Below are 20,787 nucleotides of genomic sequence, written 5' to 3'. Positions count from 1 at the left end.
CCGCGCCTAGGCAGTTTCGGCGTAGGCCCAGTCGAGCCACGGTCCGAACTTCTCGATGTCGCTCGTCTCTACCGTGGCGCCGCACCAGATCCGCAGGCCCGGCGGTGCGTCGCGGTAGCCGGCCACGTCGAAGGCGGCGCGCTGCTCCTCGAGCAGGGCGGCGATCTTTTTGATGCGGGCCTCGTCAGCGCCCTCGACCGTCAGGCAAACGCTGGTCTTGGAGCGGGAGGAGGGGTCGGCGGCGAGGTGGCCGAGCCAATTGCGCTCATCGACGATGCGGTCGAGCGCGGCGGCGTTGGCGGCGCAGCGCCGGATCGCGCCGTCCAGCCCGCCGATCGATTCCACCCATTCGAGCGCGGCAATGGCGTCTTCGACCGCCAGCATCGACGGCGTGTTGATCGTCTCGCCTGAAAAGATGCCCTCGATCAGCTTGCCCTTGGAGGTCAGACGAAACACCTTCGGGAGCGGCCAAGCCGGCGTATGGCTTTCCAGCCGCTCGATCGCGCGCGGGCCGAGGATGAGGACGCCGTGCGCGCCTTCGCCGCCGAGCACCTTCTGCCAGGAGAAGGTGGCGACATCGATCCTGTCCCATGGAATGTCGTAAGCGAACACCGCGCTGGTTGCGTCGGCGAAGCTCAGCCCTTCGCGGTCCGCGGCGATCCACTCGCCATCGGGAACGCGGACGCCCGAAGTGGTGCCGTTCCAGGTGAACAGCACATCGTTCGACCAGTCGACCTGCCCGAGGTCAGGCAGCGCACCATAGTCGGCGCGAATGACGGTCGGATCGATCTTGAGCTGCTTGACCGCATCGGTAACCCAGCCTTCGCCGAAGCTTTCCCACGCCATCGCGGTGACCGGGCGAGCACCGAGCATGGTCCACATCGCCATCTCGTAGGCGCCGGTATCGGACCCGGGGACGATGCCGATCCGGTGCGTGTCGGGAAGTTGGAGATTGGCGCGCATCAGGTTGATGCAGCGCTTCAGGCGTGCCTTGCCGATCTTGCTGCGGTGAGAGCGACCGAGGCTATCGGTGGCAAGGGACGCGGCATTCCAGCCAGGCGGCTTAGCGCACGGCCCCGACGAAAAATAGGGGCGTTCCGGACGCACGTCCGGCATTGCATTCGTCATTTCAAACTCTCCTCACAGAGAGCACGCGCCGCGTTGGGACGGCGTGGCCCGCAGCCGCTGTACAGCATGACCGCGGCAGCGCAAGCCGACAGGTGATTCTGTGGATAAGTCTTCCTGATCGGGCGGAATCCGACCCGCTTCGGCTCAACTCACCGCTCGACATTCCCGGCTCGTCCCTTCGCGGGAACGAAAAGGTTGTATTCATTAACCCTAGCGGGTCTTTCTCTGGCGTCCGGAACGGCGTGGGCATCGTCGTTCTGGTCGGGGCTGGGGAGCTCCTGACATTTTAAGGATACCGCGCACGCCGCAGCGATGTGGCGCGAACGGGGATCCGCTGACGTGAACGAGCGAGGAGCTGCAGTCTCATGAGCCATGCCATTCGAACAACGGGACTGCTCCGCAGCCGCGATCTGTTCGTGCATGACGGGACCCGTCTCCGCCGCATCCGTCTGTCCGCTCCGTTCCAGTTTTTCCTTCTTGCCCTTGCCGTGACGCTGACCGCCTTTTCCGCTTTTGCGGCCGCCCACCTGATCGGTGGTGACCGGGCGGCGGTAGTCGTCAGCGACTCCACCCAGATCCAGAAGCTCGCCGCCGCCACCGAACAACGGGCACGCCTGATCGAACAGCGCCAGAAGATGCTGGCGACGATGATGGCCGGCGGAGATGTCGATCCTGCCAAGCTTCCCGAAGTCAGCGACGCCGGTTCGCTGCCGGCCGCGATCGCCGCGCCGCTCGACCGGGCCGAGGCCAGGCTCACCGCGCAGGAGGCGGCGGCCGCCGAACGCCTCGATCAGCGCTATCAGACTGCGACCCGCGAATTGAAGAAGCTCGGCCTGTCGCCCCAGCGTCTTGCTGTCGGCGGTCCGTTCGAGCCCGCCACCAAGAGCGACCCGACCTTCAGCGCGCTATTCAACAGCTGGAAGAAGCTCGATTCGCTGCAGGACGGCGTGATTGCGGTTCCGTCGGACAAGCCGGTGCGGACCGCCGAGTTCACCTCCAGCTTTGGTGTCCGCAACGATCCCTTCGGTCGCGGCGCCGCCATGCACGCCGGGATCGATCTTGCCGGTCCCTATGGCACGCCGATCTATGCCACCGCCGACGGCACCGTTCTCGATGCCGGCTTCAACAACGGCGGCTACGGCAACCTTATCAAGCTCGACCACGGCCGTGGGATCGAGACCCGCTACGGCCACCTGTCGGCGATCGGCGTGCGGGCCGGTGACCGCGTCAAGCGCGGCCAGCTGATCGGCCGCATGGGCTCGACCGGTCGCTCGACCGGTAGCCACCTCCACTACGAGGTGCGGATCGACGGCCGGGCGGTGAACCCGATCCCGTTCATGCGTTCGACCGATTATCTCGCGTCGATCAAGAACCGCAGCAATCACAGCATGGATCAGATCGCGCTCGGCGGTCCGGAGCGCGGCCGCCGCTAAGGCGTCCTGCTTGAGGGCGCGGTGCAGGCGCCCTACATGTCTGTCGTGACCAACCTTACCCTTACCGAATCCGCCGCCAGGCGCGTCGCGCTGATCGCCGACAAGCAGGCCAAGCCGGCCGTGCTTCGGCTCGCCGTCGATGGGGGCGGCTGCGCGGGTTTCACCTATCGCTTTGCCCTTGGCGAACCGGAGGAGGGGGACACCGTCGCGGAGACTGCCGGTGTCCGGCTAGTGGTCGATCCCGTCAGCCTCGACCTCCTTGACGGTAGCGAGGTCGATTATGTCGAGGATCTCGGCGGGGCGGCCTTCAAGGTCCGCAACCCAAATGCCGCCAGCGGCTGCGGCTGCGGGTCGAGCTTCGGCATCTGACCCTCGCCTTGGGGCGTGAGGCTGGCTAAGCCCACCCCATGAAGATCGCCACCTTCAACATCAACGGCATCCGTGCCCGGCTGCCCCGCCTGCTCGAATGGCTCGAGCGCGAAAAGCCCGACGTCGCCTGCTTGCAGGAACTGAAGTGCGCCGACGACGCGCTTCCGGTGCTCGACATCGAAGGCGCTGGCTATCGCGCGGTGTGGCACGGGCAGAAGGGCTTCAATGGGGTCGCGATCCTCGCCCGAGGCGAAAGTCCTCATCTCCGGCGGGTCGGGCTGCCCGGCGATCCGGACGATACCCACAGCCGCTACATCGAGGCCGAGGTGAACGGCATCGTGATCGCGTCGATCTACCTGCCGAACGGCAATCCTGTCGGTACCGATAAGTTTCCCTATAAGCTGAGGTGGATGGAGCGGCTGCGCGAGCATGCGGCGGGGCTGCTGGCGGAAGAGCGCCCGGTGATTCTCGCCGGTGACTGGAACGTCGTCACCGAGGATCGCGATGTCTTCTCGGTGGCGGCGATGGCGCATGATGCGCTGATGCAGCCCGAAACCCGCGCGGCGTGGCGACGCATCCTGCACCAAGGCTGGACCGATGCCCTGCGCGCCCTGCACCCGCGCGAAGACCGACTCTACACCTTCTGGGACTATACCGCCGGCTGCTGGCAGCGCGATGCGGGCTTCCGGATAGACCATCTGCTGCTCAGCCCGCAGGTCACCGACCGGCTGGTGGCGGCGGGCGTCGACCGCTGGGCGCGGGGGCAGGAAAAGGCCAGCGACCACGCCCCGACCTGGGTGACCCTAGCCTAAGGGCTAGATCGCTTCGCGAGCGACGATTTTAATTAACAGCAGTTAATGGCGGCGGTAGGAGGGGCGATCTCCAACCTACGGGGCTGTTGCGTGAAGAATGACGAGGACTGGCCCGACCGGCGTTACCGCCATGACGTCGCTCTAACGGCGCAGGTTCATTATCCCGACGGGCACTGCCGCGACGCGCTCGTTTCCAATCTTTCGCTCGAAGGCTGCCGGATCGAAGGTTGGTTCCGGATCGGCGATGTGCTCGAATTCACCATTCCCAGGATTGGCCGGGTGCGCGGGCAGGTCCGCTGGGCGCTGGCCGGCGAGGCCGGGATCCGTTTCATCGGCGCTACCGCCGACCTGCCGCCAGCCGACTAGAGCGCCTTTTCGTAGATCCGGTAGATCTTGCTGCGCTCTGACCCGCGCAGGTCGGCAATCGCAAGCATGCCGCCATTATCCTCCAGAACCCAGCCGAACTCACCATGGCTCGCGCCGTAGTTCTTCACCGAGTTGAGGCGGCAATATTCGATCATCATGAAGGCCAGCGTGCCCGCCAGCCGGCCGCCCTGATGCTTCTTGGCGACGCCCATCAAGGGCACGCGCATACGGTGCACCCGCGGCTTGCGCAGCCGCCACAGCAGCTTGGCCCAGCCGAATGGGAACAGCTTGCCGTCAAGGTCGCGGGTCAATTCGTTGATGTCGGGAAGGGTGATCATGAAGGAGGCCGGTTCGCCATCGACCTCGGCGATGACGACGAGGTCCTCGAAGATGATCGGCTTCAGCTTCTTGCCCGCATAGGCGATCTCGGAAGGTGTCAGCGGCACGAAGCCCCAATTGTCCGACCAGGCATCGTTGAGCAGGCCAAGGATGATCGCCGCTTCCTCGTCGAAGCGCGACTTGTCGACTTCGCGCAGGCGAATGCGGCTCGACCTTTTGCCCGATTCGATCAGGCGCTGGGCGAGCGGCTCCAGCGGCACGCGGATATCGAGCGCGTAGCAATAGAGGTCCTTGGCCTTGGTGTAGCCCTCGGCCTCGACCTGCGCTTCGTAACCCGGGCGGTGGTGGCCCATCATCACGGTCGGCGGATCGGTGAAGCCCTTGATCTCGAGTCCGGGCTCGTCCCAGATCGAGATGCTGATCGGACCGAGCGCGCGGGTCATCTGCCGCTCGCGAAGCCAGGCTTCGGCGGTGGCGATCAGGGCCGGGCCGGCCTCCCTCTCGCTGTCGAGCACTTCAAACATGCCCCAGTTGCCGATGCCGGGCCCCATATGCTCGAGCACCAGTTGGTCGATCTGCGCCGAGATGCGGCCGACCGGACGGCCGCCGCGCTCGGCCAAGAAGAAGGCGGCCTCGCCATGTTCGAACCACGGGTTCTCGCCCGGCGTCATCAGGCCAAGGACTTCCGATTTCAGCGGCGGGACCCAGGCGGGATCGTCCTTGTAGACGTCCCAGGCGAAGTCGACGAAGCGTTTCTTGTCGGCCTTGGAAGTGATCGGCCGGATGACGAGATCGGACATGAAACGCCTTATTTGAGGAGGCCGCCGAGGATACCCCGGAGGAGGCGGCCGCCGAGTTGCCGGCCGACCGAGGAAGCCGCGGAGCGGGCGGCGGACTGGACCGCCTTGTCGAACATGGTCGGACGGGCCGCCTCGCGGGCCTGACGCGCGGCTTCCCGTTCGGCGGCGACCCGTTCGCGCTCGGCCTGGCGGTCGGCTTCGCGCTGCTGGCGCTCGGCCTCGCGCTGGGCAAGCGCGTCGGCGCGGGCCTGCTCCTTGGCGAGCCGGGCATCCTCCTTGGCTTGCAGAGCAGCGGTCTTGGCGTCTTCCTTTTCGGCGCGCGCCGCATCGGCCGCGGCGGCAGCTTCGCCCGCCTTGGCCTTGAGGATTTCCTCGGCGCTGTCGCGGTCGATCAGCGTGTCATATTTGGTACCGATCTCGTCGGTGCCGACGAGGATCGCGCGTTCCTGCGCGCTGAGCGGACCGACGCGAGTCGACGGCGGGCGGATGAGGACGCGTTCGACGGGTGAGGGGCTGCCGTCGGGAAGGAGGAGCGAGACGAGCGCCTCGCCGACCTTCAGTTCGGTGATCGCGCTGGCGACATCGACGTCCGGATTGGGACGGAAGGTCTCGGCCGCGCTCTTCACCGCGGCCTGGTCACGCGGGGTGAAGGCGCGCAGCGCGTGCTGGACCCGGTTGCCGAGTTGGCCTGCCACCTTGTCGGGAATGTCGATCGGGTTCTGGGTGATGAAATAAACGCCGACGCCCTTGGAGCGGATCAGGCGGACGACCTGCTCGACCTTTTCGAGCAGCGCGGGCGGGGCATCGTCGAACAGCAGGTGGGCTTCGTCGAAGAAGAAGCAGAGCTTGGGCTTGTCGACGTCGCCGACCTCGGGAAGCAGTTCGAACAGCTCGCTCAGCAGCCACAGCAGGAAGGTCGCGTACAAGCGCGGGCTGGCCATCAACTTGTCGGCGGCGAGGATGTTGACGATCCCCCGGCCGTCTTCGCCGAGCTTCAGGAAATCCTCGAGTTCGAGCGCAGGTTCGCCGAAGAAATGATCACCGCCCTGGCTGCGCAGCTGCAGCAGGCTGCGCTGGATCGCACCAATGGTGGGTTTGGCGACATTGCCATATTCGAGCGTCAGTTCGTCCGCGCGTTCGCCGCACGCGACCAGCATCGCCTGCAGGTCGTCGAGGTCGAGGAGCAGCAGCCCTTCCTTGTCGGCGACGTGGAAGGCGATGGTCAGAACGCCTTCCTGCACGTCATTCAGGTTCATGAGGCGCGCCAGCAGCAGCGGACCCATCTCGCTGACGGTGGTGCGGATCGGGTGGCCCTGTTCGCCGAACAGGTCCCAGAACTGCACCGGGCAATCGCGATACTGCCAGTCGGTGATGCCCAGCTCGGCGGCGCGTGCGGCGAAGATCTCGTGGGTCTTGGCGGTCGGCGAACCGGCCATGGCGAGGCCGGCGAGGTCGCCCTTCACGTCGGCGACGAAGGTCGGCACGCCCGCGGCGCAGAAGCCTTCGACCAGCCCCTGCAGGGTGACCGTCTTCCCGGTCCCGGTCGCGCCGGCAATCAGGCCATGGCGATTGGCGCGCTTGAGTTCGAGGTTCTGGGGCGAAGCACCGCCGCTGCGGGCACCGATGAAGAGGCTGCTCATGCCGGCGAGCTTAATTGCGCAATGCTAGGTTGCCTAGCGCCCGTGACGCGTCGTCCCGACTACCCGCCGGGACGACGCGCCTGATCACTTGGCGATATCGACCCCGACGAAGGTCTCGGGGTTCTGTCCGCGCTTGATCAGCAGAAGCACGGCAGAGCGGCCTGCCCGGCGAGCGGCGTCCACCGCAGCGCTGACCTGCGCGGTGGTGGTCACCGGACGGCGGTCGATCGACACGATCACGTCACCCCGGCGGATACCGCGATCGGACGCGCTGCCGTTGGGATTGACGTTGGTCACCACCAGACCGCGGGTGTCGGCCGGCACGTTGATTGCGCGGGCGATATCGGCCGTCAGCGGCTGGAGCGAGACGCCGAGCGCCTGGCCGGCCGGGACCGCCGGTGCGTTCTGGTCGTTCGGATCGAAGCCCGGAGCGTCCGGGGTTGCCCCGCTGATGCGGGCCAGTTCCTCGTCCGTCGGGCGCTGTGCGACCACGGCGTTGACGGTCAGGCGCTTGCCGTCGCGGATGACATCGATCGGCACGCGCTGGCCCGGCGTCACCAGCGAGATGAGGTAGGAAGCGGTCTCGTCCGGGGTAACGTCGCGCCCGCTGACGCGAACGATGACGTCGCCCTGCTGAATGCCTGCCTTTTGCGCCGGCTGGCCGGGAACGACCGAGCGGACGAGCTCGCCCTGGTTCTTGGGGATGCCGAGGGCGGCGGCGTCGCTGTCCTCGATGGTCTGCAACCCGATGCCAAGATAGCCGCGCTGCGGGCGCTGCCCCCGGCGCAGGCTGTCGATCACCGGCCTTGCGAGTTCGGCGGGGATGGCCAGGCCGATGCCGACGCTCGCGCCGGTCGGGCTGATCAGTGCCGAGTTGATGCCGATGACGTTGCCATTGAGGTCGAACATCGGGCCGCCGCTATTGCCCATGTTGATGCTGGCGTCGGTCTGGATGTAGCGGTCATAGGCGCCCGCCCCGGTGATCCCGCGGTGCAGGGCCGAGATGATGCCGGCGGTAACGGTGCCGCCAAGCCCGTAGGGATTGCCGATCGCCATGACCCAGTCGCCGACCCGCGCCCGCTGGCTGTCGCCCCAGTTCACGTAAGGGAAGTTGTTCCCTTCGACCTTGAGCAGGGCGAGGTCGCTCGCGGGGTCGCGGCCGATGATCCGGGCGGGAAGTTCGCGGCGGTCGGTCATGATCACGGTGACGCTGTCGACCGTTCCGGTTCCGCCGGCCCCCTGGATCAGGTGGTTGTTGGTGACGACATAGCCGTCGGCCGAGATGAAGAAGCCCGAGCCGAGCGAGCCGGACTCGCGGGTCTGCGGCTGCTCGCCCTGGGGCGCATCGCCGCCGCCGCCGGGCTGGCCGAAGCGGCGCAGGAACTCGGCCAGCGGATCGGTCTGGCCCTGCCGCACCGGCACCCGCTGCTTGGTTTGGATGTTGACCACGGCCGGCTGGAGCTTGGCGGCAAGGTCCGCGAAGGACACTGGCGCGCCTTGCGGCGGCATGGCCGCGGGGGCGTTCTGGGCGACCTGCGCACCGACCGGGCCGGTGGCGACCGAGAAAGCGCTCCCGCCGATCAGCAGGGCAGCCGCGACACCATAGGCATAGCGCACTCTGGGGAACTCCTTGGCGAACTTCATATGGTCTTCAACTTCCCTTGAGTAGAGGCCTGATACGTTTCTGCTAGGTCAGTCGCCTGAACGCGCATTGAACCGCTTCAGCGCCCACCCCCCCGGGTGAACTCCCGCAGGAATTCATTCTGCGGAGAGAGGATTACATTCGTCGGACGGGCCTTGCCATCGTCGCCGACGAAGGTCCGCTGATAGGCCTGCATCGCACGATAGAAGTCGTAGAAGGCCGGATCCTTGCCGAAACTGTTGGCATAGGTGCGCGCGGCCGACGCGTCCGCTTCGGCGCGGATGATCTGCGCCTGCTTGGCACCTTCGGCACGGATCGAGCGGGCTTCCTGCTCGCGCGCGGTCTTCATCCGCTCATAGGCCGACTGCAGCGGGCTTCCGTCGGGAAGGTCCGCGCGCTTGATCCGCACGTCGATGATCTGGACGCCATACTGACGGGCGATGACGTCGAGGTTGCGACGGATATCGTCCATCGCGCCCTGGCGCTCTGGGCTCAGCAGGTCGGCGAACGGCCTGCGGCCAAGCTCGTTGCGCAGGACCGAACCGAGGATCGGGCGAAGCGCGTCGCTGACCCGCTCTTCCGACCGGGCCCGGATGTACATCCGCAGCGGATCGACGACGCGGTAGCGGGCAAAGGCATCGACTTCGAGCCGAAGCTGGTCGGTCGACAGCACCATCTGCTTTTCCATGTCGACGTCGCGCACGCGCTTGTCGATCCAGACGATGTCCTCGAAGAACGGCACCTTGAACGCGAGGCCCGCGCCGTCGCGCCCGATCACGTCGCCGGCCCGCGACCGGTTGAGGATGCGGTCGGGCTTTCCAAACCGGACGATCAACGCCTGGCGGGTCTCGGGGACGATCACCACACTCGACAGCAGGGTCAGCAGCAGGGCGACAATGATGAAGCCGGCGACCAACGGGCGGCGGAACAGGGTGTCGATCATCGGCCGGCTCCCCCGCTCTGCGCGGCTGCTGCGCCGCCGTCAGCCACCGCAGCGGCCGGCGGACGGGTCTGGTTAAGCGGAAGATAGGGCGTAACCCCCGGAGCCTCGACAATGGTCTTGTCGACGTTCTGGAGCACGCGTTCCATGGTCTCGTAATACATGCGGCGGCGGGTCACCTCGGGAGCGAGCTTGTACTGTTCGTAGACCTTGTCGAAGGCGGTCGCCTCGCCCTGGCTCAGCTGCGCGAGCTGGAGGGCGTAGGCCTGCGCCTGGTTCTTGTCGCTCTGCGCTGCCTGCTGGGCCGCGCTGACCGCCTTGAAGGCGTCGTTGACCGCGGCAGGCGGATCGGCCTGCTTGACCGCGACGCCCTGGATGATGACGCCCGACTTATAACTGTCGAGGATCCGCTGCATGGTTTCCTGCACGCGGTTCTCGATCGCGCCGCGGCCTTCGCCGATCGCCTCGTTCAGCGTGGTGGCGGACAGTGCCGCGCGCATCGCGCTTTCGGCGACCTGCTGGATGGTTTCTTCGGGGTTCTGAATCTCGAACAGGTAAAGTTCGGGATCGCGGACGTTCCAGCGCACCGAATAAGCGATGTCGATGATGTTCTGGTCGCCCGTGAGCATCAGTGTTTCGGACGTGGTCGAGCCGAGGTCGACGGTACGGATATTCTCCACGTCGACCTTCTGCACCCGCTCGAGCGGGCTTGGCAGGGTGAAGCCGATACCGGGACCAAGCGTCCGGCTGTAGCGGCCCAGCTGGGTGACGACACCGCGCTCTTCAGGAGCGATGCGGTGAAAACTGGTGAACAGGAGCCAGAGCAGCACCACGCCGAGCAGGGCCCAGCCGATCAGCGACTTGCTCGGAGGGGTTGCCGAGCCACGGCCGCCGCCGAAGCGGGCCCGGCCACGAGCGATGAGCTCGTCGAAGCTCGTCGCACCGCTCATCCCCGGACGAATGCCGGACGGCGCTCCCCATGGGCTCGACGGGCCCGGCCGTGGCGGCTCGGGGCTGTCGGTATCGCCGCTCGATGGCGGCACTGATCCACCGCTTGGACCCCAAGGTCCCTTGCTGTCCGCAAAAAGGCCGCGCGCGCGTGCTGCCCACCCCGAAGTCATACTCATGCGCACAGATATAGATGCGGGCCGCGCTTTTAACAGTGGGGGTGAAACAATGGCCCTTGTGCCGGGTGCCAACAGGTCGCAAGCGCTTCGCCCCATGACCTTCGATCCCTCCCTGTTCGGCAGCGACGAAAGCCGGATCCGCCAGGTGAAAGCGGATGGCGGAACCGCGCGCGTGATCGCCGACGCCACCGGTCTTTCAGAAGAGGAGCGCGCAGCGCTTGGCGAGCGGGTCAAGTCGCGCCTGGCCGAAGAAGGCGTCACCGACGTCGTCATCGGCTTTACCGCAAGCAAGCCGGCCGGGCCGAAGCTGATCGCGGTCGGGTCGGGCAAGGGCGGGGTCGGCAAGTCGACCGTCTCGGCCAATCTAGCGATCGCGCTGGCGCGGCTGGGACACAAGGTCGGGATCATCGATGCGGACATCTACGGCCCGTCGCAGCCGACCCTGCTCGGCACGCACCAGCGGCCCGAAGCGCGCGACAAGCAATTGATTCCGGTCGATGCGCAGGGCGTGAAGCTGCTCAGCGTCGGACAGCTGGTCAGTCCCGGTCACGCGCTCGCCTGGCGCGGGCCGATGGCGTCGGGGGCGCTGACCCAGCTGGTCGAGGGCGACTGGAGCGGCACCGACCTCATCATCGTCGACCTTCCTCCCGGCACCGGCGACGTCCAGCTCTCGCTGATCCAGAAATCGCGGCCGGTCGGAGCCGTGGTGGTTTCGACCCCGCAGGACCTCGCGCTGATCGACGCGCGGCGGGCGATCGACCTGTTCGGCAAGACCGGCGTCCCCGTGCTCGGCCTGATCGAGAACATGGCGGGCTATCAATGCCCGCACTGCGGCGAAACGTCGGATCCCTTCGGCAGTGGCGGCGCGGAAGCGGCGGCGGCGGAGCTGGGGGTCGCCTTCCTCGGGCGTCTGCCGCTGTCGGCCAGCCTTCGTTCGGAAAGTGACGCGGGGCGGCCACCGGCGGCGGGCGATGGCCCGGCCGCGGCGGCGTTCCGGACCCTCGCCGAAGCAGTGTTGGCGCGGCTCGACCCCTAGGCGCTGGCGACGGTCATTTCGGGGATCAGCAGGGTCGGTGCGTCGATCCCGCGGCGAAGCTCGAGGTCAGACGCGGCTTCGAGCGTCGCGAACATCTGCTTGAGGTTACCGGCAATCGTGATCTCCGCCACCGCGGCCTTTAACTCACCGCCCTCGACCAGGAAGCCCGCGGCCCCGCGGCTGTAGTCGCCGGTCACGGGGTTCACGCCCTGGCCGATCAACTCGGTGACGAGGATGGCGCGGGGGACGGAGGCGAGCAGCTCCTCGCGGCTTTTCGCTCCTGGCAGCAGCATCAGGTTGGACGGACCCGCCCCGGGGCTCCCGCCGACGGACCGCCCGGCATGTCCCGTCGGCGCGATGCCGAGCTGCCGCGCATCCGCGCTGGTCGCCAACCAGCTGGTCAGGATGCCATCGGCGACCAGGTCGAGCGGATGGCAGGCAAGGCCTTCCCCATCGAAGGCGCGGCTGCGCAGGCCGCGCGGGCGCAGCGGATCATCCCGGATGATGACGCCGGGGGCGAACAGCTGGGTCCCGAGCGCATCCTGAAGGAAGCTCGTCCGCCGGGCGATCGCGCTGCCGGTGACGGCCGCGACGAAATGTCCCAGCAGCGAGGACGATACGCGCGGGTCGAAGATGACCGGGCACGACCCGGACGCGGGCCGCGCCGGATTGAGGCGTGCCACCGTGCGCTCGCCCGCCTTGCGGCCGATCTCATCCGGCGGATCGAGGTCGGCGAGGAACCGGCTGCTGTGCGAGGCATAATCGCGCTGCAACTCACCCGCCTCACCGGCGATGACGCTGGCCGAGCAGCTGAAATGGCTCGACCGCACCGCGCGGGCGAAGCCGGTCGAGGTCGCAAGCGCTACGAGGCTCTGCCCCGCGCCGCCCGATGCGCCATTGCTGTTGCTGACCCCAGCCACCGCCCGGGCCGCCTCCTCGGCGAGGCGGGCGCGACGTTCGAGCTCGGCCAAGGGGGCGATTGTCGCGTCGAACAGGTCGAGATCGGCGGCCTCCCCGCTGCCCAGCAAGGCGGGATCGGCAAGGCCGGCATAAGGGTCTTCGGGCGCCTGGCGGGCCATGGCGAGGGCGCGATCGGCAAGCTCACCAAAGCCCGCGCGATCTAGGCTGGCGGAAGATACCGTCGCCGAGCGCGCCCCGTCGAACAGGCGAAGGGATACTTCGAACGATTCGCTGTGGTCGATGTCCTCGAGTTCGCCGAGGCGCACGGAAATGCCGCTCGAACGGCTGATACCGATCATCGCATCGGCGGCACTCGCGCCGGCCTTACGGGCGGCTTCGACCAGGGAGGCGGCAAGATCGGCGGCTTGGGGTTCGCTCAACATCGCCGCGATGTAGCGGTTAAGCCGCGCTGCTCAACCCTACCGCGGCGAAGCCGAGGGCGAGGAGGAGCCCGGTGAAGCGGTTCGACCGAAACAGCGCGAGCGCCTTGTCGCCGTCGTCCGGGTCCGCGCTCAGCACTTGGCGCAAGAGATGCGCGGCAGCGGGAACGAGCGCCACCAGCGCAAGCGGTTCGGGCCGAATGCTCCAGATCGCCATGCTCCAGCCTGCCAATGCGGCGAGGTAGAACAAGCCAACTCCAAGCGCGGCGCGGCGACCGAGCCGGCGCGCGGAGGAGCGGACGCCGACCAGCGCGTCATCCTCCTTGTCCTGGATGGCGTAAAGCGTGTCGTAGCCGACCACCCAAAAGACGCTGCCGACCCACAACCACCAGCCGGCGGGCTCGAGCCCCCCGGTGATGCTCGCCCAGCCGACCAGCGCGCCCCAGCTGAAGACAAGGCCGAGCCACGCCTGAGGCCACCAGGTGATCCGCTTCATGAAGGGATAGGCGGCTACCAGCCCGACACTGGCGAGCGCCGTCAGCTGGGCAACCAGGGGTAACTGAAAGAGGACGATCAGGCCGATGGCGCACAGAAGAGCGATGAGGGTCCAGGCGGCCCGGACGCTGACCCGACCGCTGGCGAGCGGGCGAAGCCGCGTCCTCGCGACCTTGGCGTCGAGCTCGCGATCGACGAGGTCGTTGTAAACGCAGCCGGCCGAACGCATCGCGAAGGCGCCGACCAGGAACCAGCCGAGGAGGTACCAGCGGCCGCCCATGCCGGCAAGGAGCAGGCCCCACGCACACGGCCAGAAGAGGAGCCAGGTTCCGATCGGCCGGTCGACCCGCATCAGGCTGGCATAGGGGCGGGCGACGGCGGGCAGGGCACCGATCAGGCCCTGCCGTTCACTGTCAGGGACGAGGTCCGTCATCGCATCGCCTCGGCGCGGGAGGGCGCCTCAGGCAGCCACGCGCCTGGACCTCCCGAAGTCCCGGCAATTGCCGGGACCACGCGATGGCTCACGCGGCTTCGCGCTCGTGCGAAGCGCTGTTGTCGCCGCGCTTGCGGGGGTGGCCGGTGGCGACGATGCCGCCCGACAGCTTCTTCACCCACGGATAACGCACCGCCACTTCCTCGGTGTAGCCGAGGTTGAAGACGGTCGGGCTCTTCTTCGGACGCTCGGGGCGGTCGTAGAAGGTGCCGAGCACGCGATCCCACAGATAGCTGGTGATCCCGTAATTGCCGCTCTCGTCATGGAAGTGGTGCGCCATGTGACGCTTCTTCATTTCGGCGATGAGCTTGCTCTTCGGCTTGTAAGCAAGGTGCTGAATGCAGTGGACGAACTCGTACACGCAGGTCGTCAGCAGGCCCGTCGCAAGCGCGGCCGCGGCGCCACCGATCCCGCCGATGGCATAGCCGACCGGCGCGGTGACGAGGGCGATCGTCGGCAGCGTAGTGTGCAGCGCGCCGAACAGGACCTCGAGGTGATTCGGGTCCTGGTGATGATCATAGTGGATGCGCTTCCAGGTCGACGCCAGGAAGGGCACCTTGAACATCCAGTTGCTGTGCAGCACCCAGCGGTGGAGGCAGTACCAGACCAGCGGGTAGAGCACGACGACCAGGGCGGCCGAGGCCGCGGTCTCGAGCAGGGTCGCCGGATGATAAGCGAACAACACCATGCTCGCCGCGGCGAGGCCCAGATAGGCGATGATCGCTGGATACTGGAAATAGGCGACCCACAAATCCTTGAGGGTCATGCGGTCGAGATAATGCGACCGCCTCCAGATACCGGGCTTAACCTTGCTGCTCACGTGCCTGACCTTGTCTTCAACAAAGAAAGCGGCAGCTCCCGAGGGGAACACGCCGTTGCCCCATGATCCTGCGTCACCAATGCGGCGACAATGGGACAAAAGGACCTATTGGGGCAGAAGGGCGAGCAGATCGTCCGGAGTTCCCGCCGGAAGCCGCGCGCCCTTCCAGACAAAGGTGGGAGTGCCGGTGACCCCGTTCAAGCGGGCGGACATGTCGGCGTTGGAAACCCAGGCGTGGTGCACGGGATTGGCAAGGCAGGCATCGGCCTGCGCCTTGGTCACGCCGAAGCGCGCCGCAAGCGGGATCATGCCGCTCTGCCCGGCGATGACCTTGGCCTGGTCGATCGGCCCGCGCAGCTCGGCTTCGTAGAGGGCACCGCGAAGGCTCTGGTCCTGGTCGGCGGCGGTCAGCGCGGCGCGGATCGCAGCCTGCTGCGCCATCAGTTCCTCGATAAACCCCAGCCGGCGCGCCGGCGCGATGCAGCGGGTCAGGACGGCGGCGGCACGGTCCTGCGGAAATATCAGGAACGGGCGCCACGAAAAGCGTAGCGTCCCGGCCTTGACCAGCGCGTCGATGCGCGGGCCCGCGGCGGCGGCATACTGGCCGCAATGCGGGCAGCCGAAGCTTGCATATTCGGTCAGCAGGGGGGCGCCGGCCTTGCCGAACGTCCAGCCGTCGCTGCTTTCGAGGAGGGCGGAGCGATGATCGGGTGCGGGAGCTGCAGGCGCGGCAAGGGCCGGCGCGGCAAGAGCGAGGGCAAATCCGGCGAGAACGGCTTTCATCGAACGCATTGTCATTGCTTCCCAACAGCTTGGCAAGGTCATTCCTCAGACCGGATAAGCACGGTTTCGCCGATCAGCAGGAACAAAAGGAAGGGTGCCCAGGCCGCCAGCGCGGGCGGGTAAGAGCCGATGTTGCCCAGCGCGACCGCGAAATTGTCGACCACGAAATAAGCGAAGCCGAGCGCCATCCCTACAGCAGCGCGCAGCAGCACCTTGCCCGAGCGGGCAAGGCCGAAGGCGGCCATGGCGGCCAGCAGCGGCATGAGGATGGTCGACAAGGGCTGCGAAATCTTGTGCCACAGCCCGGTCCGGGCGGCGGACGTATTGACGCCGGCCCGCTCCATCTCGGCGATGTCATGCTTCAGGCTGAAGAAATCCTGTGCGTCCGGATCGACCTTGGCGAGGGTGAAGCGCTGGGGTTCGACACCCTTCAAGACGTCGAGCGTGGAGCGCTGCAACACCGCGCTCATCGCCGAATCGTAGACGCTGGCGTCCTGCAGCTGCCACCCGCCATTTACCGGCCGGGCGCTTTTGGCATCGATGATCCGGTTAATAGTGATGTTCTGACGCTCGAACAGGCGCACGCCCTGCAGCCGGACCCCGGTCCCGCGCCCGGTGACGATCCTCGCCTGGACGAGGTCGTCGCCGGAAACCACCCAGACATTGCTGAGGATACCGCTGTCGGGTGGAACGGGCTGGTAATTGTTGTCGCTCCAGGCGCTGAGCTGCCGCGACCCCTTCACCACGATCATCTCGTTGAAGGCGAAGGCGAAGCCCGCGACCGCGAGGCTCGCGGCGATCAGCGGAGCGAGCAACTGGTGCGCGGACAGGCCCGCCGCCTTCATCGCCACGACTTCGCTGTTCTGATTGAGCGTCGTGAAGGTGATCAGTGCACCAAGCAGGAAGGAAAAGGGAAAGGCGAAGGACAGGAGCTGCGGGTAACGGTAACCGACATAGCTCCACAGCTCGCCCTCACCATTGCCGGGCACCGCCAGGATCTTGCCCGATTCCGACAGGAGGTTCAGCATCATCAGAACGATGCTGAGAGACAGGAGCACCGCGAGGCTGCGCGAGACGTAGAGCCAGACCGTGTAGCGGGCGAGCCGCCAGGACGGGAAGAAATTGAGGTTAATCATCGGCAGCTCACGCCGGCGCCCGGTGGCGGCGCGGCTTTGGCAGCACCCGCTTGATGAACTGCATCAGCTTGGCGCCGCCACGCTCGAGTGCGCCGATCGGCTGGCCACCCGGCTTGGTCGCGAGGGTCAGGTACATCCACAGGATCAGTCCGGCGAACAGCACAAAAGGCAAATACATGACGAGTTCGACAGGATAGTCGCCGCGCGCTCCCGCATCCTCGGCCCATTGATTGATCTTATGATAGGCGACCACCATCACGATCCCGATGAAGATCCCGAGGCTCGAACTGGAGCGCTTGGGCGGCACCGCCAGCGACACCGCGAGCATTGGCAGGAGCAGCATCAGGATCACCTCCACCATGCGGAAATGGAGGTTGGCCCGAGCCGCCAGATTTTCCTCGCCTGACGCACCGCCGCCGTAGCTGGCGTGGATGATCTCCGGCAGGGTCATCTCTTCCGCATCGTTCTGGGCACGGGCGCGAAAGCTGTCGACGCGGGGCAGCTTGATCGGGAGATCGTAACTCTGGAAGCCGAGCGTTCGCGGAGTGGCGAACTGCGGGCTCTGCTGGATCAGTCGGCCTTGCTCCAGCCGAAGCAGGATCGTGTCGGGATCGTCCGTTGCGAGGAACTGGCCATGCGCGGCGGTGGCGACCACGCCGCCGCCCTTCTGGTCATCGGCCTGCACGAACAGGCCGTGGAGCTTGGTGCCGCCGCTTTCGCTGCGGTCGATGCGGATCGTGAAGCGCTTGGACAGGGTGTTGAATTCGCCAACCTGCAGGCTCGCCCCCAGCGCGCCCGACCGCAGGTCGAAGCGCAGGCGCTCATAACCGTAATGGGTCCAGGGCTGGAGCCAGCCGACGAGAAAGAGGTTCATCGCCGCCAGCACGATGGCGTAGGCGAAAGGCACGCGGAGCAATCGGCCGAAACCGGTCCCGACGCCGCGTAGCGCATCGAGTTCGCTCGACATGGCGAGCCCACGAAAGGCGAGAAGGATACCGAGCAGAAGGCCGACCGGGATGCCGAGGGCGAAATATTCGGGCAGCAGGTTGGCAAGCATCCGCCACACGACGCTGACCGGTCCGCCAAGGTTGATCACGAAGTCCATCAGCCGCAGCAGCTTGTCGAGCACGAGCAGCATCGCCGCCAGCACCAGGGTGCCGGCCAGCGGAATGGCGATTGCCCGGGCAATGTAGCGATCGATCAGCGGCATGGGTTTGTTCGGTTCGACCCCTCAAGACCATGATTTGGCCGCAAAGCAAGCGCAACGACACAATTGATCGTGTCCCAATGTCTGTCCGCGGCTTGCTGAAGCGGGGCTGACCATCGGATCACGGGGCTGTGAGAATTCGAGGAACGTGACCGTGATGCGCTGCCGTGCACTGACAGTGTCGACCCAGGACTTCCTCGCTGCTGCGGGCGCGAATCGCTGATGGCAAAGACGCGTATCGCACTCCTCAGCAATCCCCGTTCCACCGGTAACCGCTCCCAGCTTCCTCGCGTTCGGGCCTTTTGCGCAGAACATCCCGATATCTTTCATTACGAGGTCGAGCGGGCCGACCAGGTCGGAGAAGCGCTCCGCACCATCGCCCGGGTCCGGCCCAAGCTGCTGGTCATCAACGGCGGCGACGGGACGGTGCAGGCGGCGCTGACCGAAATGGTCAACGGCGGGCATTTCGAACAGGAACTCCCCCCAGTCGCGGTGCTTCCGAACGGCAAGACCAATCTCATCGCGCTTGACCTCGGCGCGCAGGGCGATCCGGTCGTAGCGCTCGAGCGCCTGCTCGAGATGGCGCGCGGCAACCTTTCCGAACATCTGGTCGCGCGCGAACTGATCGCGCTGACGAGTGACGGCCGGCCGCGGCCGGTGCTTGGCATGTTCCTGGGTGGCGCGGGTCTCGCCGACACAATGCTCTATTGCCGGGACAAGATTTATCCGCTCGGCCTTCCCAACGGGATCAGCCATGTCCTGACCGCCATTGCGGTTCTGGCCCGTCTGTTGTTCGGGCTGAAGTCGCGCTTCTTGCCGCCGCTCCCCTCGATGATCGAGGTCAAGGTCCGGCGTCACGGTACCCTTCGCGGACGTTTCGCGTTGCTGGCCGTCACCACGCTCGAGCGCCTGCTCCTCGGCAGCGAGGTCAAGACCGGGCATGGCGGGGCGCTCAAACTGCTGGCGGTCGAGCACCGGGCGAGCTCGATGCTTGGCGGCCTTCTGGCCAGCGTCCGCGGCCGACTTGGCCACAAGAAGGTATCAGGCGTCCACCTGGAAGAAGTCGACGAGATTTCGATCGAAGGGGACCGCAGCTCGGTCATCCTCGACGGCGAGATGTTCGAGGCGGGGATCGGCAAGCCGATCACCCTGACCCGCGCCGCGCCACTATCCTTCGTCCGCCTCGCCGCCTGACTTCCATGGCCGAGCTGCGCGTCCTCGTCGCGGAGGAGCTTGCCCTTCCGGTCGACCCCCGCATCCGGGCCATGGCCGAAGCTATCGCGGCGGCCCACGCCCCTGCCTCTCGCGCCGTTCTTTTCTACGGCTCGTGCCTGCGCGACGTAGCGCTCGAAGGCGCGATGCTCGATTTCTACCTGATCGTGTCCGATTACAGGGAAGCCTATCCGGCGCGCTGGCTTGCCGCCGCCAACTGGCTGATCCCGCCCAACGTCTTCCCTTTCGCGCATGGCGGCCTTGCGGCCAAATATGCGGTGCTGAGCGAAGCCGACTTTCATCGCCTGAACGGTCCGGAGACCCGCAGCGTGTCGGTGTGGGCCCGCTTCGCGCAGCCGTCGCGCTTGGTGTGGAGTAAGGACGCGCAGGCACGGGAGCGGGTAGTCGACGCGGTGTCGCGCGCAGCTCCGACCCTGCTCAGTGCGGCGCTCAGCGCGGTTCCGAACGACCGGCCGCCCCTGGAATTATGGAAGGCCGCCTTCGCGCTGACCTATTCGGCCGAGCTTCGGGCAGAGAAGAAGGAGCGCGGGGTCAACGTCGTCGACCAGGATCCCCAGCGCTACCTGCGCTTCTTCGGGCCTGCGATGGCGGCGGCGCGCGCCTGCGGAAAACGCTGCGGTGGGTCGTGGCGGCGGCGGCGGGTCGAGGGCAAGCTGCTGTCCGTCGCCCGTCTCGCCAAGGCCAGCGCGACCTTTGCCGGCGGCGCCGAATATATCGCCTGGAAAATCAACCGCCACGCCGGCACGACGATCGAACTGACCGGCTGGCAGAAGAAGCACCCACTGGCGGCGGCGATCATGCTGTTGCCCAGGCTGCTGCGCAGCGGCGCGATCCGCTGAACACGTCGTCATTGCGAGCGTAGCGAAGCTATCCGCTAGATCGACGCGGTGCATTTGCTCCGCGATTGTCCTGGAAAGAGGCTCTGCTTAGTCCGCCGCGAGCAGGAAATTGATCCGCGCGCTGGCGATCGGCGTGCGGCGATCCTTCTGCCAGGCAAACGCCTCGACATTGGCGATCCGGGCGCCGAGCCGTTCGATGGTTGCCCCGGCGAACGTGTCGCGCTCCTTCCCGCCGACCAGATAATCGACCGTCACCGAAATGGGCTTTGGCCTGAGACTCCGGCCCTCGAGCGCGCGGCTGAGCTCACCATAAGCGGCAAATTCCAGTAGCCCGGCGATTGCGCCGCCGTGCAGATAGCCGGGACGGCCGATCACATCGTCATGGAACGGCATGATGAACAGGGTCTGCCCGTCGGCGCCCAGTTCGGTGCGCAGCTGCAACAGCTGGGCGTAAGGAGGTAGTCCGTCACTCATCTAATTCGCCCCTTAGCGGCGGCCTGCCCGGATTTCGCCCCCTTGTTGCGCTTGGGGGTTGGAAACCGTAGCGAGAATGACATGACCGACCGCGACACACGCAAGGACCGGATCCTCCGGATCATTGGCGAATTCAACAAGAAGGGCATCGAGGTGAGCGAGGAAATCCGCTTCGCCCAGGACCTCGAATGGGACAGCCTGACCGTGATGGACTTCGTCGCCGCCGTGGAGGACGAGTTCGATATCATCATCACGATGAACCGTGCCGCCGAGATCGAGACTGTCGGGGCGCTGATCGACGCCGTCGGCGAGCTCGAGGGCTGAACGGATGACCG

At 66.6% G+C, this 20,787-nt stretch carries 21 protein-coding genes; 8 read left to right on the top strand and 13 right to left on the bottom strand.

Going from position 1 to position 20,787, the window contains the following annotated elements; genetic code table 11:
* Positions 1–6 precede the first annotated feature (6 nt).
* Positions 7–1,128: a phosphoserine transaminase gene (locus ABD729_RS00635; RefSeq protein WP_344708228.1), complete on the bottom strand. Its 1,122-nt coding sequence runs from the start codon at positions 1,126–1,128 to the stop codon at positions 7–9.
* Positions 1,129–1,493: 365 nt separating this feature from the next.
* On the opposite strand from ABD729_RS00635, the gene ABD729_RS00630 reads away from it, so the two are divergent.
* From ABD729_RS00630 to ABD729_RS00615, 4 genes are all read left to right on the top strand, one after another.
* Complete coding sequence (locus ABD729_RS00630) at positions 1,494–2,561, top strand: M23 family metallopeptidase (protein ID WP_344708226.1); 1,068 nt, start codon at positions 1,494–1,496, stop codon at positions 2,559–2,561.
* 45 nt (positions 2,562–2,606) lie between these two features.
* Complete coding sequence (locus ABD729_RS00625; protein ID WP_425564804.1) at positions 2,607–2,930, top strand: HesB/IscA family protein; 324 nt, start codon at positions 2,607–2,609, stop codon at positions 2,928–2,930.
* Between the two features lie 38 nt (positions 2,931–2,968).
* Positions 2,969–3,742 (top strand): exodeoxyribonuclease III, encoded by a 774-nt coding sequence (gene xth, locus ABD729_RS00620; RefSeq protein WP_344708223.1) that lies wholly within the window; start codon positions 2,969–2,971, stop codon positions 3,740–3,742.
* Positions 3,743–3,832: 90 nt separating this feature from the next.
* Positions 3,833–4,108, top strand: coding sequence for a PilZ domain-containing protein (locus ABD729_RS00615; RefSeq protein WP_344708221.1), 276 nt, complete (start codon positions 3,833–3,835; stop codon positions 4,106–4,108).
* Here the strand turns inward: ABD729_RS00615 and ABD729_RS00610 are convergent.
* From ABD729_RS00610 to hflK, 5 genes are all read right to left on the bottom strand, one after another.
* A complete protein-coding gene (locus tag ABD729_RS00610; protein WP_344708219.1) occupies positions 4,105–5,247 on the bottom strand; it encodes an N-acetyltransferase in 1,143 nt (380 codons plus the stop codon). The genes ABD729_RS00615 and ABD729_RS00610 overlap by 4 nt on opposite strands.
* Positions 5,248–5,255: 8 nt before the next feature.
* The gene (locus ABD729_RS00605; RefSeq protein WP_344708218.1) at positions 5,256–6,887 is read right to left on the bottom strand and encodes a helicase HerA-like domain-containing protein; all 1,632 of its coding nucleotides are present in this window, start codon (positions 6,885–6,887) and stop codon (positions 5,256–5,258) included.
* A gap of 84 nt (positions 6,888–6,971) precedes the next feature.
* Complete coding sequence (locus ABD729_RS00600; RefSeq protein ID WP_344708217.1) at positions 6,972–8,531, bottom strand: Do family serine endopeptidase; 1,560 nt, start codon at positions 8,529–8,531, stop codon at positions 6,972–6,974.
* Positions 8,532–8,608: 77 nt separating this feature from the next.
* The gene (gene hflC, locus ABD729_RS00595; RefSeq protein ID WP_425564861.1) at positions 8,609–9,469 is read right to left on the bottom strand and encodes a protease modulator HflC; all 861 of its coding nucleotides are present in this window, start codon (positions 9,467–9,469) and stop codon (positions 8,609–8,611) included.
* Positions 9,469–10,596, bottom strand: coding sequence for an FtsH protease activity modulator HflK (gene hflK / locus ABD729_RS00590; protein WP_425564803.1), 1,128 nt, complete (start codon positions 10,594–10,596; stop codon positions 9,469–9,471). Before hflK ends, hflC begins: the two co-directional genes overlap by 1 nt.
* Before the next feature lie 94 nt (positions 10,597–10,690).
* Between hflK and ABD729_RS00585 the strand changes: the two genes are divergently transcribed.
* Positions 10,691–11,632 (top strand): Mrp/NBP35 family ATP-binding protein, encoded by a 942-nt coding sequence (locus tag ABD729_RS00585; RefSeq protein WP_344708214.1) that lies wholly within the window; start codon positions 10,691–10,693, stop codon positions 11,630–11,632.
* Here ABD729_RS00585 and ABD729_RS00580 read toward each other — a convergent pair.
* The 6 genes from ABD729_RS00580 to lptF all read right to left on the bottom strand — a co-directional run bounded on the left by ABD729_RS00580 (position 11,629) and on the right by lptF (position 17,909).
* Positions 11,629–12,975 carry a TldD/PmbA family protein gene (locus ABD729_RS00580; RefSeq protein WP_344708213.1) on the bottom strand — a complete coding sequence of 449 codons (1,347 nt, stop codon included), beginning with the start codon at positions 12,973–12,975 and terminating at the stop codon, positions 11,629–11,631. The genes ABD729_RS00585 and ABD729_RS00580 overlap by 4 nt on opposite strands.
* Positions 12,976–12,991: 16 nt before the next feature.
* Positions 12,992–13,900, bottom strand: a complete 909-nt coding sequence (gene ubiA, locus ABD729_RS00575) for a 4-hydroxybenzoate octaprenyltransferase (protein WP_344708212.1) — start codon at positions 13,898–13,900, stop codon at positions 12,992–12,994.
* 88 nt (positions 13,901–13,988) lie between these two features.
* Entirely contained in the window at positions 13,989–14,726 is a 738-nt protein-coding gene (locus ABD729_RS00570) for a sterol desaturase family protein (protein WP_344709601.1), read from the bottom strand.
* A 159-nt stretch (positions 14,727–14,885) separates the two neighbouring features.
* A complete protein-coding gene (locus ABD729_RS00565) occupies positions 14,886–15,563 on the bottom strand; it encodes a DsbA family protein (RefSeq protein WP_344708211.1) in 678 nt (225 codons plus the stop codon).
* A 38-nt stretch (positions 15,564–15,601) separates the two neighbouring features.
* Positions 15,602–16,699, bottom strand: a complete 1,098-nt coding sequence (gene lptG / locus ABD729_RS00560) for an LPS export ABC transporter permease LptG (protein ID WP_344708210.1) — start codon at positions 16,697–16,699, stop codon at positions 15,602–15,604.
* Between the two features lie 7 nt (positions 16,700–16,706).
* Positions 16,707–17,909 carry an LPS export ABC transporter permease LptF gene (lptF, locus tag ABD729_RS00555; protein ID WP_344708209.1) on the bottom strand — a complete coding sequence of 401 codons (1,203 nt, stop codon included), beginning with the start codon at positions 17,907–17,909 and terminating at the stop codon, positions 16,707–16,709.
* A 219-nt stretch (positions 17,910–18,128) separates the two neighbouring features.
* Between lptF and ABD729_RS00550 the strand changes: the two genes are divergently transcribed.
* Together ABD729_RS00550 and ABD729_RS00545 are read left to right on the top strand one after the other, a co-directional pair.
* Complete coding sequence (locus ABD729_RS00550) at positions 18,129–19,100, top strand: diacylglycerol/lipid kinase family protein (protein ID WP_344708208.1); 972 nt, start codon at positions 18,129–18,131, stop codon at positions 19,098–19,100.
* 5 nt (positions 19,101–19,105) lie between these two features.
* Entirely contained in the window at positions 19,106–19,978 is an 873-nt protein-coding gene (locus tag ABD729_RS00545) for a hypothetical protein (protein ID WP_344708207.1), read from the top strand.
* Between the two features lie 87 nt (positions 19,979–20,065).
* Here the strand turns inward: ABD729_RS00545 and ABD729_RS00540 are convergent, their stop codons facing one another.
* Positions 20,066–20,452, bottom strand: coding sequence for a PaaI family thioesterase (locus ABD729_RS00540; protein WP_344708206.1), 387 nt, complete (start codon positions 20,450–20,452; stop codon positions 20,066–20,068).
* Between the two features lie 81 nt (positions 20,453–20,533).
* Between ABD729_RS00540 and ABD729_RS00535 the strand changes: the two genes are divergently transcribed.
* Positions 20,534–20,776 (top strand): acyl carrier protein, encoded by a 243-nt coding sequence (locus ABD729_RS00535; protein ID WP_344708204.1) that lies wholly within the window; start codon positions 20,534–20,536, stop codon positions 20,774–20,776.
* The last annotated feature ends 11 nt before the right edge of the window (positions 20,777–20,787 follow it).

This window comes from Sphingomonas humi, from assembly GCF_039536725.1.
Classification (GTDB): Bacteria; Pseudomonadota; Alphaproteobacteria; order Sphingomonadales; family Sphingomonadaceae; genus Sphingomicrobium; species Sphingomicrobium humi.
Note: the sequence above shows the minus strand (reverse complement) of the source record. Positions and strands in the feature narration are given on the sequence as shown.